This window comes from Flavobacterium sp. AK-345 (assembly GCF_058310175.1).
In genome coordinates, this window is the sequence record NZ_JBZEER010000008.1 from 220727 (window position 1) to 237829 (window position 17103).

The window sequence follows — 17103 nt, forward strand, 5'->3', positions numbered from 1 at the left end:
TCACTAATAATTACATAAAGCTTGAAAATTGTTAGCGGAGCTACTTGTGGAGATTTCTCGTTCCTCGAAATGACAAAACTAGCGTTATAATCCTTTTGATTACAAGTGAGATTCCTCCTTTCAGTCGAAATGACAAACTAGACGTTTCAAACTAAGAACTAACAACTAATCACTAAGGACTAGGCACTAATTTCTAAGAACTTAAATTGCCTTATAACTCACTTTATACTCAACATTCGGCTTAACAATTAATTGATATTTATTTTTAGCCAATGTTGTAATCGTTCCTGAATTTGTCTTTGGTTTGCCTGAACTTTCAAAAATCAATTTTCCTTCGCCTTCCGCTGCTTTTACTTTGATTTCTTTGGTGCTGCAATATAATGCTACTTCTCCGTTTGGAGTTGGTACTTTCCCTTCCATCCATTGTAAACCTCCTAAATTGGGTTTGATTTCATATTCGGCATAACCTGGAGCAGTTGGTTTTACGCCTAAATAATATTTTCCTAGTAGATAAATCGGACTAGAACCCCAAGCATGGCAAAGACTTTTCCCGTAAGGGCGTCCGTACATCGCTAAATGATCTGTTCCTTTTTTATTTGGATTGTATTCTTCCCAGAAAGAAGTTGCACCTTCTTTTAACATTCCGCCCCAATAGTCTTTCATTTCTTTTAGAACATAATTTTGTTCGCCCATAGCACACAATGCTTCCAACTCGTAAAAACGCATGTAGGGTGTTGTGATTTTAAGAACATTATCATTGAGCAACACCTTCTTTTTTATGCTTTGTTTTTGTTCTTCATTAAAATAATTGAAAAATATACCGAACATATTAGCGTATCTGGTTACAATATTTTGCATTTTACCATCTATACGTTGATGCTTCATAACGTTTTCTTTCTTATCCCAAAACACATCAAATAATTTTGTTTTTAAATCATCAGCTAATTTTTGATATTGTTTTTGGTCTTCATTTTCGCCTGCAATTTTAGCGCTGACTACCATGGCTTCTAAACTTCTCGCTAAAAGCATTTGCTCAAAACTAACCTCTCCTTTTTTTGGTAATCCGTCTGCCCAATCAATAAAAACCCAATCGCCTTCTAATGGTTCCAGGAATCCGTTTGTGTTTCTTCTTTTTAAGCAGAATTCCATAAGCGATTTCATTCGTGGATAAAAAGTCTTGATGAATTTAGTATCGCCAGTGTGTAAATAGTAATCGTAAACACCCACAAACCAATACAGTGAATAATCCATTATGATATTTATATGAGCCGTCACAGGTTCTTTACCACGCAGTGCCAATAGCGTTCGTTCTACCGAAGCCGAATCAAAGAATAAATAATAATTCATTAAATAACTTTGATAAGCGTCGCCAGACCAAACCCAGCGGTCGCGTTTAATCCCGTCTATAAAAAATTCTCGAGTTGTTAAATGCATCGTGTAAGCCGACACATCCCAAATTTTATTTAATTCTTGGTCCGAAGATTTGAATGCGCCACGATAGTCTAATGGCAAATATTCATAAAGCATCGAAATAGAATCATATTTTACCGTTGCATCTGCTTGTACCTGAATATAACGGAATGCTTTCGAGCCATCGTGTGTGTAGGTTTCAGGGTGATTTCCATCAAAAGATAAATGGTCTAGTGTTTCACATTTGGCAGAATCCAGTGCTTCTTCACGAGATTCACCATAATAAAGTGCTACTTTACCTTTTCCTTTTAAACCGTGAATTTTAATATAACCAAAAGTTTCTTTACCAAAATCTATCAACTCACCAGCTCCAATTTTTTCTGTTTTTTTTGCGATTAAAGGTTTAGTTGTTAGTTTAAATCCTGAAGGTTTATTTTCTGGTGAATTAAAATTCCAGGAACCAACAGGCATCCATGGTGTACCAGATTGTTGTGCTTTTCCAGTTTCATCAATCCAAAGTTTATCTTCATTGGTCACTTTCCAGAATGCATCAGATTTAACATATTTACCATCAATATAAATAGCCGGCAGCACTTCCTGATTATAAACTTTAAATGAAATTTTGTGTTTCCCGGCAGGAATTTTTAATGATTTTGGCTGCCCGTAAACCTGAACGCCATCTAAAAGTAATTGAAAAGATCCTTCCGTGTAGATTTTTACCTCGTCTGGCTGTGGAATCTCTACTTCTGTTTGAAAAGTTACCAGAGCATAAGGACTGTAATATTGCCAAAGCGGTGGAAATACTGCTTCGCGTTCTGTACGTCTTACCTGCATTTTATTGCTTAACAAAACTTCAAAATCACCTGGATACCAGATCCATGTCGCTTCTTTTGTTTTTTCCTGAGCCAACAAAAAAGTCACAGGAAATAAAATAACACAAACAAACAAAAATCTAAATATGGAAAATCGGCTTTGCATTTATCTTTTTTTGGAGCTAAAGATAAGTGTTATTTCCACATTTGCCAACCTGTAGTGTCCTGTTATTTCATAACAAACAGTAATCTTTGATAATTTTTTAAGGGAAAAATTATCAGTTATCACTTTTTTAGTACTAAAAAAAACGATGTTGGAATTTTTTGGGACGCTGATGAAACGGATTTACTTCATAAAGACGCTGATTTACACAGATTTTAATTATAGCAAACCTGCGAGCTTTGTCAAAGTTTAAAACTTTGACAAAGCTATTAAGAGAACCGGAAGAAAAAATCCGTTTCAATCTGCGTCTTCGCAAAAGCGAATCCGTTTTATCGACGTTCTGATTTTAGGATTATGATTTAAGCAATCATCTTTTCCGAATCGTTTTGATCTTCTAAAATGTAATTGGAAGGTGTTTTCCCTAAATGCTTTTTAAACATATAAATAAAAGCGCTTGTAGTTTCATAACCCAAATTGAAGGCTATTTCTTTTATGGATTGTTTTTCCCCTAAACGTTTTATGGCTTCTAATAATTTTAATCGGGTTCGCCAGTCACTAAAGTTCATTCCCAATTCTTTAATAAATAATCGGGATAAAGTTCTGGTGCTCATAAACGAAATTTCGGCATAATAATCAATCGTGTTTTTACTTGCTACATCGTTCAGTAAAAGCTCGACAACTTTTTGCAATCTTTCATGATTGGTTGTTGGCAAAAAAGTGGCACTTGGTTCAATTAAAGCTAATTCATCCAAAAAAACATCGCTGATTCTTCTTTGCGAAGGCGTAAGATTTCCATTCGTTCCAAAAGAAATAATTTTGAAAATCAACTGTTTTAAAAACATCGGAATATCAAAGGAAAAACTGTTTATGGGTAAGCCTTTCATTGCCGACGGATCGATAAAAACGCTGTAATAATTAACGTCTTTCTGAAAAGTAACCTGATGTTCTACTCCGCCCGGAAGCCACAAGCCCTGCAAAGGATTCACAACCCAAATATTATTGCCTACTACAACATTCATTACACCACGGGTAGCATAAATAAGCTGCCCTCTGGGATGAAAGTGTGAAATACATATTTCATTGGTTACCATTTCACTATACCCAATAACTGGTCTTGAAGAATCAATTTGGTATCCGTAATCCTGCGCTAATCGATATGTCCGAATTTGGTTATTCATTGTCCAAATATAGCAATTCTGACATTATTATTCTTTTAACCTTTGTAAAAAATAATACAGCTGTTGTTTTTAACTTATTTAAAAATCAAAAAATAACTCATGGACACTATTAAAGCAAATCCTGATATACTTAAAAAAACTACTTATTCGATCTTATTTATCATTAGTTTTTCTCATTTAATTAATGATCTTTTACAAGCTGTTGTTCCTTCTATTTATCCTCTTTTAAAGGAAAATTTTAATTTAAGTTTTTCTCAAATCGGAATTATCACTTTTACGTACCAAATTGTTGCCTCGATTTTACAGCCTTTTGTGGGAATGTATACGGATAAAAATTCAAAACCTTTTTCTTTAATAATCGGAATGTGTTTTACAATGGTTGGACTTTTTCTGGTTTCGATTGCTACAAACTTTACTTATTTGTTAATGTCTGTTAGTTTAATTGGTATTGGATCTTCGATTTTTCATCCGGAATCTTCGAGAGTTGCCCATTTAGCTTCGGGCGGAAAAAAAGGATTGGCGCAGTCTATTTTTCAATTGGGTGGAAATGCAGGAAGTGCTATCGGACCTTTGTTGGCGGCATTTATCGTTATTCCACACGGTCAATCTTATGTGGCTTGGTTTTGTATTATCGCTATTGTTGGAATTTTTGCCTTGTATAAAATTGCACTTTGGTACAGCGAACATTTGTCATTAAGAAATGCTAATAAATCATCTCATCAAATCGAAACGCATCATTTATCGAAAAGAACTGTAACTACTTCACTGATCATTTTATTGGTTTTGATTTTCTCGAAATACTTCTATATGAGCAGTATTACAAGTTATTATACTTTTTTTCTTATTGATAAATTCCACATTAGTATTCAACAATCGCAGGTTTATTTATTTTTATTTTCGGGTGCTGTTGCCGCAGGAACTTTAATTGGGGGACCTATCGGTGATAGATTTGGAAGAAAATATGTGATTTGGGTTTCTATTCTTGGGGTTGCTCCTTTTACAATGTTATTGCCTTATGTATCTTTATTTTGGGTTGGAACTTTGTCTGTTATCATCGGGTTAATTCTTTCTTCGGCATTCTCTGCCATTTTAGTTTATGCCACCGAATTAATGCCTGGAAAAGTAGGACTTGTTGCTGGTCTTTTCTTCGGATTTGCTTTTGGAATGGGTGGTTTGGGTTCTGCTATTTTAGGAAGAATCGCCGATGCAACGAGTATTGAATATGTTTTTAAGATTTGTGCATTTCTTCCTTTAATTGGAGTAATTACTGGATTTTTGCCTAATTTGGAGAAGAGGAAGGCTGTTGAGAAATAATTGTAAACACATAGAAACATAGTATCTGGATTGTCTGAAAAAGGCATTTCATTTAAATAAAAAACACATAGCGTTCTGTTGAAATGCTATGTGTTTTTTATTTAATGATTTGTTCAAACATAGCCAGTGGTTTCAACCACTGGAATGCAAGATATATAACATTACGTTTATTCATATTACGTTTCCCGTGGTTGAAACCACGGGCTATGTTTGAATGTTTTTATGTTTAAAATTTAATTTCCATTAAAAATAAAATACAAAGCCAAAATTGTCAATCCCAATAAACCAAACAGAATCTTCACTTTCTTACTAGTTTTAGGAATATCACTTTCATCTGAAAAATTAATCTCAGGATGTTTATCTGCTAATGAAATAAAAATTGCTGATAGTAATAATGTTGCAAAAATGTAAAATGAGATTAATAAAAAGTGAGGCCAAACTGGATATTTATCAGCAGGGAAAATCCATAAATATAAAACCCCAACAAATAAACTAAAAGCAGATCCCCAGGATAATGTTGCGTTTACGGCTTTCTTTGTGGTGCGTTTCCAAAAAATACTTAGCAAAAAAACAACAGACAATGAAGGCGCCAAAAATCCTAAAACGGCCTGAAAAATATTAAATAAATTTTGTCCTTTTATATTGTCAATGGCAACGGCAATCAAAATGGCGAACAAACATCCGGCCGCAATTGTGATACGTCCAATTTTAATTTGTTCCTTGATAGTCGCCGTCGGGTTTATTTTCTTTACATAAATATCATTGGTAAAAACAGTACTTAATGCGTTTAATGACGAACCAATTGTTCCCACCAAAACGGCAATCATGACACAAATAACCAAACCGTTCATTCCACTTGGGAATAAATTAGTCACCATTGTCATATAAGCGAGATCAGAATTTTTGCCTAATTCAGGATATAAAACATAACACAGAATTCCCGGTAAAATAAACAAAGGCAACGCCAATACTTTTAGCCAGCCAATGAAATTTACTCCCAATTGTCCGTGCTCTAAATTCTTCGCTCCCAAAACACTCTGTACCATCGATTGATCGGTACAGAAAAAAGCAACCGCCGCAACCGGATATCCCAACAAAATAGCCGGCCACGGATAATGTGCGTCGCTTGCGGGCTGTACTAAATTCCAAAAATTTGAAGGCGTTTTGGCAATTAAGGCGCTAATACCTCCTACTTTTTGCAATCCTAAATAAGATAATGTCAATGAAACGACAATTAATAAAAGCATCTGAAAAACATTCACTTTTGCAATGGCTTTCAAACCTCCTGCGAAGGTGAAAATTCCAGAAAAAATGACTAAAACGGTAACACTTTGCCACATCGGAATTCCGAGGATTTGGCGTACCAAAATTCCTCCGCTAAATAATCCTAACGATAACCAACTTACCAAGATTTTCACCAAAGCGTACCAGGCTAAAATATTTTGCGTGCTGTCGCCGTAACGTTTTCCCATATATTCCGGCATCGTGCTCACTTTGCTCGCAATATAACGCGGTGCAAAAACCATGGCCAAAAGCAGTAAGAAAACAAAAGCATACCACTCAAAATTTCCTGCTACAATTCCGGTTGCATAACCAATACTTGCAAAAGCCAATAAGGAGGACGGACCAACATTGGTACCCCACATATTAAACCCAATGCTGTACCATTTTAGCGAATTCCCGGCCAGAAAAAGTGTTTCATTTTTCTTGCTTTGTTTCACACTTACTACGTAACCAATAATTAATAAAGCTACTAAATAAACGGCAACAATGATAAAATCTAAGGTTGTTAACTTATCGTAAATACTGTTCATAGCTCATATTCTTTTAAAACATCAGCTATTTTAACTGGCATTCCGGTTTGTAACGATTTATCCATCGCCTGTAATAAAGCCACAGTTCCGATACCTTCTTTCATGTCCGGATAAGCTGTGAAATCTTGTTCTATACTATCCACAAAATATTCCAGATAATTTTGATATTCTCCTGCGTGATGGCTTTGCCCTTCAAAACGGAAATAATGTTTTAAGGCTGCATCGCCCCAGGTTATTACTTTTTCTTCGCCATCTTTTGTCGTAACCGCGTAACGCAATTCGTGATAATCGGCCTGACTTGCGCCTTCGGTCGCTCTTAGAATGGTGCTCATTCCGCTATCTCTTTGAGCTGGCTGCGTTGGTGAAGTGTAAACTCCACTAACTCTGGCAATTCTTCCGTCGGTTGCTTTGAAAATAAAATGCATCGTATCTTCATTTTTTAATCCAGCGACACTTCCGTTACTGCTGATCATTCCATAACCCATAACTTCCTCAATGTTTGGCAAATACCATCTGATGAAATCTACAGGATGACTTAAACCTCCGTAAAGCCATTTGAAAGATTGCAATAATGACCATTCTTTTTCTAAAAACCATCTGTGGTCTGCGTGATAATGCGCTTCGATTGTAATTAAATCACCTATTAATCCTGCTTCAAAATCATTTCTTTGTCTTTTTGCGGGCTCAAAAAATCTTGAACTCTGACCAATGAATACTTTCTTTCCCGTTTTCTCGCTCAATGCCAATAACTCTTTTGCATCGGCCAAATTATCAATAAAAGGTTTGGTACAAACTACATGTTTTCCGTGAAGCAAAGCTTGTTTCACATGATCGGCATGCAGATGATCCGGTGTATAAATGGCAATAATATCAATTGCTGCATCATTCAATAAATCATCATAATTTGTTGTATAAGATTGAAAATCAAATTCTTTTGCTCTTTGTTTACACAAGTCTTCATTTCTGTCGCAAACTTTTACAAGCTCTAATTTTGAGCTTTTTAAAGCTGCCGACATTGTGCTTCGACCTTCTCCGAGTCCTAAAATGGCGATTTTTAACATTTTTGTTATTGGTTTAAATTATTTTCCGCCACGAATTCACGAATTTATTTTCCTTCAATTCTTCTTTTAATATTCCTATAATACAATTCGAATTAATAAAATCATTAGCTCAACGATTAGTAAAATTCGTGAATTCGTGGCCTTTTATTAGTTTACTTTATTTAAGAAAATCCAGGTTTCATCTGGTTTTGCTCCTTCGATTCCGGTTTGGTATTTTTTCATTAAGGCGTTCCAATCGTCTACACGGGGATTATTTTCTGTTGTTTTCGGATTCAGTTTATCCAGATTTTCTCCTTTCGGAATACTGATAATCAACATTAATTGTCTGTCATTTTTGAAAACCTGCAATTGCTGAAAATCGGCATTGCAGAAACCTTTTGCGATTTCCGGCCATTTTTCAAATTGAGTCGTGTGATAATCTACATACTCTTTTTGCAATTTTTCGTCATCCACTAAATTTGCCGTTAAAACTATATTTTCCCATTCTGAAGCCGGTTTTGAATCTTTGCATCTTTCAAAATTCTGGAAATCATAAATCGGGTTTTCGTAAATTTTTATTTGTGCCGATGGATAAGCGAGAGCCAACTTCTTTTTCGTTCTTTCCGGCTGATTCATTTTTCCGTAAATCACCAAATGATTTTTCCATTGGTACAATGATTCACCAACAATTCTGAAACCTTTTATAGTTGATTTTACTTTTTCGATATCAAAATCAGAACCTATCATTTCGATTGCAACGGCTTTTGGTAATTCCTGTAAGCCCCATTTTTCATCAATAATAACTTCTTTTGATAAGTCTGTGTAAGGCGCTCTAATTCCGGAAGCTTTTTTAATTTTTGTGCTTACGTACGGATTATTATTCTCCCAGATATTGCCTTCGGGACCGTTATTGTTTTTTAAGATTTTTTCGGTTGCAATCCAGTTATTTTTGATTGTAAAACCCTGACTTCCTTCATCTGTATACAAATACAACCATAAAAACGGATCGTGTGCGTATGGACTATTGTATACTTTATCAATATAATTTTCTTCTATTCGACTGTTTGGCTGTGACGAAAGTGTGTAAATTCCGGAAACATCATGAAGATGTTTGGCATAATGATGAATTTTGTTGGCTAAGATTTTGTTGTTTTCCATCACATTTTTGGTGTGCGTCCAACCCCAGCCCATTGAAATTCCACTATAAGCAACATCCGAAATTTCGTTGTGTTCTATCGTAAGATTTTTCACAAAACCCGCTGCAATTCCTAAACATCCCCAATCTTCGTTGGCAACATTCGTGATTAAATTATCTGAAATTAATTCATCAGAACAAATTTCTCTTTCATCTTTGATTACTAATGGTAAATGTGCTTCAAAAGCTTTTTCAGAAAAAACACCAATACTCATAGCGTTTCCTCCAATATCTTTAAATAAATTTCCTTTGATAGTATTGTGATTTGTTCCTTTATTAAAATCTAATCCTGTTGAAGATAAATGTTCAAAACGACACGATTCAAATCGATTATTATTGGCATAATTAACTTCAACAGCCGCTCTTGGTCGACCAACCCAACCCTGATTTTCTAAATTCGCCTGATTTGGAGTTCCGGGGATTTTTAATTTATAAGCATCCAATAAATACATTCCGGCCTGCAACGGAACATGGCCTTGCTGCGAAGGACGAAGCCAATTGCTGTATTGAAATGAAATTCCTTTGAAATTAAAATGATGAACCGGAGAATCGATAGTTCCTTTGATTTCGACTAAATTCTCTAAAACGGGAACGGTAACTTTTGCAGAAGTTAAATCTTCGCCTTCTCTTGGAATATAATAGATTTTGGCATTTTTTTTATCCAAATACCATTCTCCGGCTTCATTTAACATGGAGATTCCGTTGTTTAAGAAAAAGGCAGAATTCCCATTATTTTTTGAAATCCACGGTGCTGGCCATGGATGTTCACTTTGAATACGACTTTCCGGCTGTTCAAATGAAAGTCGTGCGCTGTCTTTTTGAACTTCAATATTTTTGATTCTCAGATTCGCCGTTGACCACCACTGAATAATAAACATTTCCATTCCGGGTTCGTACTTTATGGATTTATCTTTGAATGGAATCCAACAAGTTTCTGTTGTGGCATCCCAGGAAAGAATTCTGTCCATTTGATTTCCGGAGGTACTTTTGGCTCTAACGGCTTTTTTTCCGTTTACCCAAAGTTGTCTGTAATTGATGATTTCACCTGCTTTTTGAGGCGCATCGGCTACCCAAATATTTGTTTTTTTTACTCCGTTTATCGTTGCGCCTTTTTTCCAGTTTTTAATTTCAAATCCTCCGCTGATTATGGGTCTTGCATTTACATCGGCTTCAATTGTGGTTGGACTTTCGGGAGTTCCCGAATCTTCTGGTCTTACAAATAATGGTTCGTTTAAATAATACGTTCCGTTTTGTACTATAATATGAATACCGTCTTTTATGGAAGGATCTTTTAGGCGGCGCAATTCTCTGGCTTTTCTCATTGCCATATGCACGGTTGCCAAAGGATTTGCTTTGGTACCATCATTTGTATCTTTTCCGGTTGTTGAAACCCAAATCTCAGCAGCCGAAACTGAAGAAACAGAAAATGTCATTAAAAAAGCTAGAAATATTTTATGTAGGATCGTTAAACGCATTTTATCTTTTTGATTTTTATAATGCTTAAAAATAATTCAAACTATAAATTTTATGAATCAAAAACTTATAATCTCGACAATTTTAACATTTTACCATTAATTGGCACCAATTTAAAGTAAGGCTAAAATATAAGTGTCCTGTACCTTCCTGCATATTGTTAAAATAAGTGTGTTTTTTACACATTATACATTTTTACCGCAAAGAACGCAAAGATTTTTATCCTAGAATGCTTTGAAAAACACAAAGTTCGCAAAGCTAAATCAATACAAGCTTTGCGAACTTTCCTTTGTCATGAAAGCTAAGAGTAAAAAAAACTTTGCGCTCTTTGCGGTAAAATAAATAGATATAAAAAAATAACGTCCGACAATGTCGGACGCTAGATCACAAAAAACCACTTTTGCTTAAACAAACTTAAAAAAAACTATTTTTATCTATAGAAACCCATTGATACCCCGCCGTCTACGTTTAGTGCGTTTCCTGTCGATTTATCCAGTAAACCGCCAACAAAAGCAAAACACGCATTGGCAATATCATCAGGCAATATGATTTCGTTGAGTAAGGTGCGTTTGGCATAATACGCCGGCAATTCTTCTACCGTAATACCATACGCTTTGGCTCTTCCTTCTGCCCAGCCTCCAGACCAAATATTTGAATCTGAAATTACAGCATCAGGATTTACCGTATTGACACGGATTTTATCCGCTCCCAGTTCTGCTGCCATAAGGCGCGTTAAATGTGCCTGAGCTGCTTTTGCCGATCCATAACCCGGATTGTTTGGTCCTGCTACAACTGCATTCTTGGAAACAATGTTTACAATATCTCCGCCAAATCCTTGTTTACGCATTACTTCGATTCCGGCTTTTGAAACTATAAATTGTCCTTTTACCAGAATATCGTATAATCTGTCCCATTCTTCCAAAGTGTGCTCTGCGATAGATTTTGAGATACTGATTCCGGCATTGTTTACCACAATATCAACTCCACCAAAAGCAAGACAAGCTTCGTCTAAGGCTTTTTCTGTGCTGCTTTCGTCGGTTACATTTAATAGTGTACTTGAAACTGCATCTTTTCCGAATGCTTTTATGAAGTCTTTTGTAGCTTCTTCCAGTCTTTCTTCGTTAATGTCGTTGATGATAACACAAGCACCTTCCTGAGCAAATTTCTTCGCAATTGCTTTTCCTATTCCTCCGGCTGATCCGGTAATAAGGGCAACTCTTCCTGAAAGTGCTTTTGGTTTTGGCATTCTTTGTAATTTGGCTTCTTCCAATAACCAATATTCGATATCAAAAGCTTCCTGATGCGGAAGTGAAGTATATTCTGAAACTGCTTCTGCGCCTTTCATGACATTTACCGCATTCACATAATATTCTGATGCCAAACGTGCCATCGTTTTATCTTTGGCAAAAGTGAACATTCCAACTCCAGGGTATAAAATTACAACAGGATTTGGGTCACGCATTGCTGGTGAATTTGACTTTTTGCAGGCATTGTAATAATCTTTGTACATTGCTCTGTACGCTTCAAAAGCAGGCTGTAATTTTGCTTTGATAGCATTTACATCTGATAAATCTTCGTTTGGATCCAATTCCAAAACAAGCGGACTGATTTTGGTTCTTAAAAAGTGATCCGGACAAGAAGTTCCAAGCGGAGCCAATTTTTCCAAATCATTTGAATTAATGAATTCCAAAACTCTTGCATCATCGGTATAATGTCCAATCATTTGACGTTCTGAAGAACAGAATCCTCTTAAAATTGGAGCTACTTTTGCCGCTTTTAGTTTTCTTGATGCTTCAACAAGACTTTCTATTTTTTGCCCTCCAAAAACAGGACGTTTTTTTCCGTAGTTATTTTCTAAATATGTCGCGCATTTTTCAATGACTTCAAGCGTGTTGATGTAACTTTCATACGCTGTGTCTCCCCAGGTGAAAAGTCCGTGGGAACCGAGCATGATTCCTCTTAATTTTTTTCCTTTTTTCTCCGCTTCTTCAAGGCAAGATCTTAGTTGTAATCCCAAATCAAAACCTGGGCGCTGCCAGCCTACCCAGCCAATTTCTCCGTCGAATAATTCTTCGGTGATTTTTGCGCCGTCTTTGGCCGCCGCGATGGCAATAGCTGCATCGGGATGCAAATGGTCGATATGTTTGAAGGGTAAAAATCCGTGTAAAGGTGTGTCAATTGACGGTGCTTTTGAAGCCAAATCAAAAATACAATGATTGAACAATTCTACCATTTCATCTTCGAATTCTATGCCTCTGTACACATTTTCCAGATTACGAAGTCTTTCTAAATACAATGCCGCACAGCCCGATTTGGTCAGAGTTCCGATATCGCCGCCTGAACCTTTGATCCACATTACTTCTGAGATTTCACCAGTCAAAGGATCTTTGTCAGTAATTTTAACCGAAGTATTTCCTCCTCCGTAATTAGTCAATCTTAAATCGGCTCCAAGTAAATTAGAACGATAAATGAAAAGCGCTACTTCATCCCCTGCCAAGGCTGCTGCTTTGGCTTCATCCCAAAGGTAGCTCACGTGCTTAAAATTCATATGTTTGGTATTTGTATTCGACATCTATAATTGTTTTGGTTGTAATCTTGTTGTGTAAAATAAGAGAATGTAAAAAACATAACTATCCTGTACTATCCTTTATGAAAAAGAACGTATTCAACTGAAAACTAAATATTAACAACAAAATATCGTACAAAGAAGGAGGAAAGTATTTTAAAAAAGCAATCCAAAAAAGACTCGTAATTACATGAAAATTAGGCAGAAACTATAAAGTTTTACCATTCAAAAAACAAATTAAAGTCATTAGGAAAAGTGTTTTTTGAAATGAATTTAAAATAGACTTCATCTATCGAAATTCTAAAAAATTAATTGCTAAAAACAAAAAAAAGTGCTTTCAAATTCATCAACTTGAAAGCACTTTGTTTAAAATTATCACTTTAAAATTAAAGCCTATAAAATGATTTGGCATTTTCATACCAGATTTTATTCTGATTTTCGACAGATAATTGAGCGATATAATCTTCCAAGGTTTTTACAACTTCTGTATAATCTGAAGCCACATTGAGAACCGGCCAATCTGATCCGAACATTAATTTATCAGCAGAAAAATTTTCAAAAATGACATCTAAATATGGTTTTAAATCATCGGTTTTCCAGTTTTTCCAATCGGCTTCTGTGACCATTCCTGAGATTTTACAGAAGACATTTTCAACTTTTGAAATTTCCTCAATTCCTTTTTTCCAGGACAAAATATCGCCTGATTTTATATCGGGTTTTGCAATATGATCAATTACAAAAGGCTGATCCGGAAATTGATTTACCAATTCTATCGCAGCCGGTAATTGTCTATGAAAAATAAGAATATCATACGTAAAATTGAATTCTTTTAAGGCTGAAATTCCGTTTTGAAAATCTTTTCTCAGCATAAAATCATCGGATTCACCCTGAACAACATGTCGAAATCCTTTAATTATTTTATTCGAAGAAAAATAATGTAATCGTTCTTCGATTGTTACACCGCGCAAATCGACCCAACCGACAACTCCTTTTATGAAATCATTTTTTGCTGCCAGATTTACTAAAAAATTAGTTCCGTCTTCGGACTGATTTGCCTGAACGGCGACGCAACCTGAAAACTGATTTTCGTGAAGCAACGGCAAAAGATCTTCGGGCAAAAAATCCCTTTGAATTTTCTGCATCGATTCATCTATCCAGCTATCTCTTACGGGATCGAATTTCCAAAAATGCTGATGTGCATCAATTCGGTTATTCATGCTTTTTTAATTTACATCGTTGATTAATGCGCGATCTAAATGCACGTACCCGCCATCAACAAAAACAAATTGTCCTGTTGTGTGCGACGAACGATTTGAGATTATGAAAAGTACGGTATCTGCAATTTCTTCTGTTTTAGTCATTCTGCCTTCAAACGGAATACTTTTATTGATTTTTTTCAAAACAGCTTCGCCGTCGGGTAATGTATCAATCCAGTCTTCGTATGCCGGCGTATAACTTTCGGCAATGATAATGGCGTTCGAACGAATTCCAAACTGAATTAAATCTACCGCCCATTCTCTGGTTAATCCCAAAACTCCACCTTTCGCAGCAGCATAACCAGAAGTCCCGCCTTGTCCGGTCAAAGCCACTTTTGAACCAATATTCAAAATATTTCCTTTTGATTCTTTTAGGTATGGAAGTGCATATTTTACCAATAAAAAATAACTTACTACATTCAGTTTCAACGAATCCATGAATTGTTCGTAAGTCGCATCCAAACCTGCGCCGTCATTTACACCAACGTTGTTAATTACGGCATCGATTCTTCCGTATTTTTCAATGATTTTCTTTACGGCATTTTCAACTTCATCAGGATTAGTAACATCTGTTTGCACAAATAATGCATCAATTCCTTTTTTCTGAATTGCTTCTGCATAACCAAATCCTCTGCTGTTTCTGTCCACTATTACCGGAATTCCACCTTCATCAGCAATTCGGTTAAGGATCGTTTCCCCAATACTTCCCTGCTTTCCGGCAGAACCAGAAACAACAATTATCTTGTTTTTTAAATTTAAATCCATTTTTTGTGGTTATTACGGTTATCTAGCTAAACCTGACAGTCCCGAAATCTCGGGATAAAAATCTGTCAGGTTTCTTTGAGTGTGAGTTATTCTATCTCAATCAACGCCTTAATTACATTATTTTTCGGATCAATTAATTGTCCAAAATCAGTAATCATTTCTGAGAAATTGGTTCTATGTGTAATGTATTTTTTCGGATCAATTTTTCCTGTTTTCAGGCAATCCATTACATATTCAAAATCTTCAATAGTCGCATTTCTGCTGCTCATTAAAGTCGATTCTCTTTTATGGAAATCAGGATGACTGAAACTCAATTCTCCTTTTTGAAGTCCAACCAAAACAAATCTTCCGCCGTGAGAAATATAATTAAAAGCACTATTCATCACATTTCTGTTTCCGGTTGCATCAATCACAACATTGGCCATATCGCCGTTTGTAATTTCTGCCAGTTTTTGAGCGACATCATCATGCAACGGATTTATAGTTTCATCGGCATTCAATTCCTCTTTACAAAAACCCAATCGGTATTCGTTGATATCCATCACGATTACTTTGGCTCCGGCAATTTTAGCAAACTGAATTAATCCGATACCAATTGGTCCGGCGCCCATTACTAAAACAGTATCCGTTGGTTTTACAGCAGCTCTTCGAACTCCGTGCGCTGCAATTGCCAATGGTTCAACCAATGCCAATTCATCATAATCAAGTCCTTGACCTTGAAGTAAATATTGCTCGGGAATGGTTACATACTCCGCCATTCCGCCATCAATATGTACTCCGAAAACTTTAATATTGACACAGCAATTCGTCAATCCGTTTCTGCAGGCAACACATTTCCCACAATTGAAATACGGAATAAAAGTTACTTTATCGCCGGGTTCAAAACCTTTGGCATTTCCCTTAACATATTCTGCAGCAAGTTCGTGACCTAAAATTCTTGGATATTCAAAATAAGGCTGTGTTCCGCCAAAAGCGTGAATATCGGTACCACAAATTCCTATTCTTTTTATTTTCAGTAAAACTTCCCCGTCTTTTGGTTCGGGAATTGGTTTTTCTTTCAGAATAAATTCCTGTGGTTTTTCACATACTATAAATTTCATCTTAGATTTTTCTTTAATTATTTAGAGTATGCTACTGCTGTTTGTTTGCTTGTTCCTAAACCTTCAATTCCTAATTCTACAACATCGCCGGCTTTAAGGTAAATTGGATCTGGTTTAATTCCCAAACCAACTCCCGGAGGCGTTCCTGTACTGATGATGTCGCCAGGAAGCAATGTCATAAACTGACTTAAATAGTGAACCAAAAACGGAATTTTAAAAACTAAATTCAACGTGTTACTATCCTGGTATTTTTTACCATTCACACTAAGCCACATCGATAAATTATCAACATCTTTCACTTCATCTTTTGTCGCCAAAAAGGGTCCAAGTGGTGCAAAAGTGTCGCAACCTTTTCCTTTTGCCCATTGTCCGCCACGCTCAATTTGAAATTCTCTTTCGCTGTAATCGTTCAATAAAGCGTAACCTGCAACGTAATCTAAAGCTTCTGCCTCTTCAACATAACTTGCTTTTTTTCCTACAACAAATGCAAGCTCTACTTCCCAATCTGTTTTTACACTGTTTTTTGGAATAATTACATCATCGTCAGGACCGCATAATGAAGTCGTCGATTTAAAAAAGATGATTGGTTCTGTTGGAATTGGCGCACCGGTTTCTTTACAATGATCTACATAATTTAAACCGATACAGATTATTTTTGAAGGTCTCGCCACCGGAGAACCTAAACGCACATTTGCATCAACTTCTGGTAAAGTCGGATTACTTTCTAATGCTTTCTGTAATTTTTCTAAACCGTTTTCTTCAAAAAAACTTTCGTTAAAATCTGTTACAATTGACGAAACATCATATCTTTTTTCACCAATTAAAACTCCTGGTTTTTCTTTTCCTATTTCTCCAAAACGTATTAATTTCATATCTTTTTTTTTAAGGTTCTGAGGTACTAAGGTTCTGAGGTTCTAAGGTTTTTTCTTAGTGCTCAAAATCTTAACCCTTTTAATAATTTACTTTAAAGTTGTTGCGCTGTATTTCGATAGCTATGGAAACTGATTTCCTAAGTCT

Annotated in this window: 11 protein-coding genes; 1 reads left to right on the forward strand and 10 read right to left on the reverse strand. The window is 35.8% G+C overall.

The window, feature by feature from the left end:
• Positions 1-201: 201 nt before the first annotated feature.
• Positions 202-2388, reverse strand: coding sequence for an alpha-L-rhamnosidase-related protein (locus tag AC4FQ3_RS15820; protein ID WP_491182469.1), 2187 nt, complete (start codon positions 2386-2388; stop codon positions 202-204).
• Positions 2389-2744: 356 nt separating this feature from the next.
• Positions 2745-3563: a helix-turn-helix domain-containing protein gene (locus tag AC4FQ3_RS15825; protein ID WP_491182470.1), complete on the reverse strand. Its 819-nt coding sequence runs from the start codon at positions 3561-3563 to the stop codon at positions 2745-2747.
• Between the two features lie 99 nt (positions 3564-3662).
• On the opposite strand from AC4FQ3_RS15825, the gene AC4FQ3_RS15830 reads away from it, so the two are divergent.
• Complete coding sequence (locus tag AC4FQ3_RS15830) at positions 3663-4877, forward strand: MFS transporter (protein WP_491182471.1); 1215 nt, start codon at positions 3663-3665, stop codon at positions 4875-4877.
• Between the two features lie 233 nt (positions 4878-5110).
• Here the strand turns inward: AC4FQ3_RS15830 and AC4FQ3_RS15835 are convergent, their stop codons facing one another.
• The 8 genes from AC4FQ3_RS15835 to AC4FQ3_RS15870 form a co-directional block, all read right to left on the reverse strand.
• The gene (locus AC4FQ3_RS15835) at positions 5111-6691 is read right to left on the reverse strand and encodes a sodium:solute symporter (protein WP_491182472.1); all 1581 of its coding nucleotides are present in this window, start codon (positions 6689-6691) and stop codon (positions 5111-5113) included.
• On the reverse strand, positions 6688-7752 hold the full coding sequence (locus tag AC4FQ3_RS15840) for a Gfo/Idh/MocA family protein (RefSeq protein ID WP_491182473.1): 1065 nt from the start codon (positions 7750-7752) through the stop codon (positions 6688-6690). Before AC4FQ3_RS15840 ends, AC4FQ3_RS15835 begins: the two co-directional genes overlap by 4 nt.
• A 147-nt stretch (positions 7753-7899) precedes the next feature.
• The gene (locus AC4FQ3_RS15845; protein WP_491182474.1) at positions 7900-10401 is read right to left on the reverse strand and encodes an L-rhamnose mutarotase; all 2502 of its coding nucleotides are present in this window, start codon (positions 10399-10401) and stop codon (positions 7900-7902) included.
• A gap of 428 nt (positions 10402-10829) precedes the next feature.
• A complete protein-coding gene (locus AC4FQ3_RS15850) occupies positions 10830-12971 on the reverse strand; it encodes a bifunctional aldolase/short-chain dehydrogenase (RefSeq protein WP_491182475.1) in 2142 nt (713 codons plus the stop codon).
• A gap of 380 nt (positions 12972-13351) precedes the next feature.
• Positions 13352-14182: an amidohydrolase family protein gene (locus AC4FQ3_RS15855; protein WP_491182476.1), complete on the reverse strand. Its 831-nt coding sequence runs from the start codon at positions 14180-14182 to the stop codon at positions 13352-13354.
• A 6-nt stretch (positions 14183-14188) separates the two neighbouring features.
• On the reverse strand, positions 14189-14986 hold the full coding sequence (locus tag AC4FQ3_RS15860) for an SDR family oxidoreductase (RefSeq protein WP_491182477.1): 798 nt from the start codon (positions 14984-14986) through the stop codon (positions 14189-14191).
• A gap of 86 nt (positions 14987-15072) precedes the next feature.
• Entirely contained in the window at positions 15073-16086 is a 1014-nt protein-coding gene (locus AC4FQ3_RS15865) for a zinc-binding alcohol dehydrogenase family protein (protein ID WP_491182478.1), read from the reverse strand.
• 17 nt (positions 16087-16103) lie between these two features.
• Positions 16104-16958: a fumarylacetoacetate hydrolase family protein gene (locus tag AC4FQ3_RS15870; protein WP_491182479.1), complete on the reverse strand. Its 855-nt coding sequence runs from the start codon at positions 16956-16958 to the stop codon at positions 16104-16106.
• Positions 16959-17103: the final 145 nt, after the last annotated feature.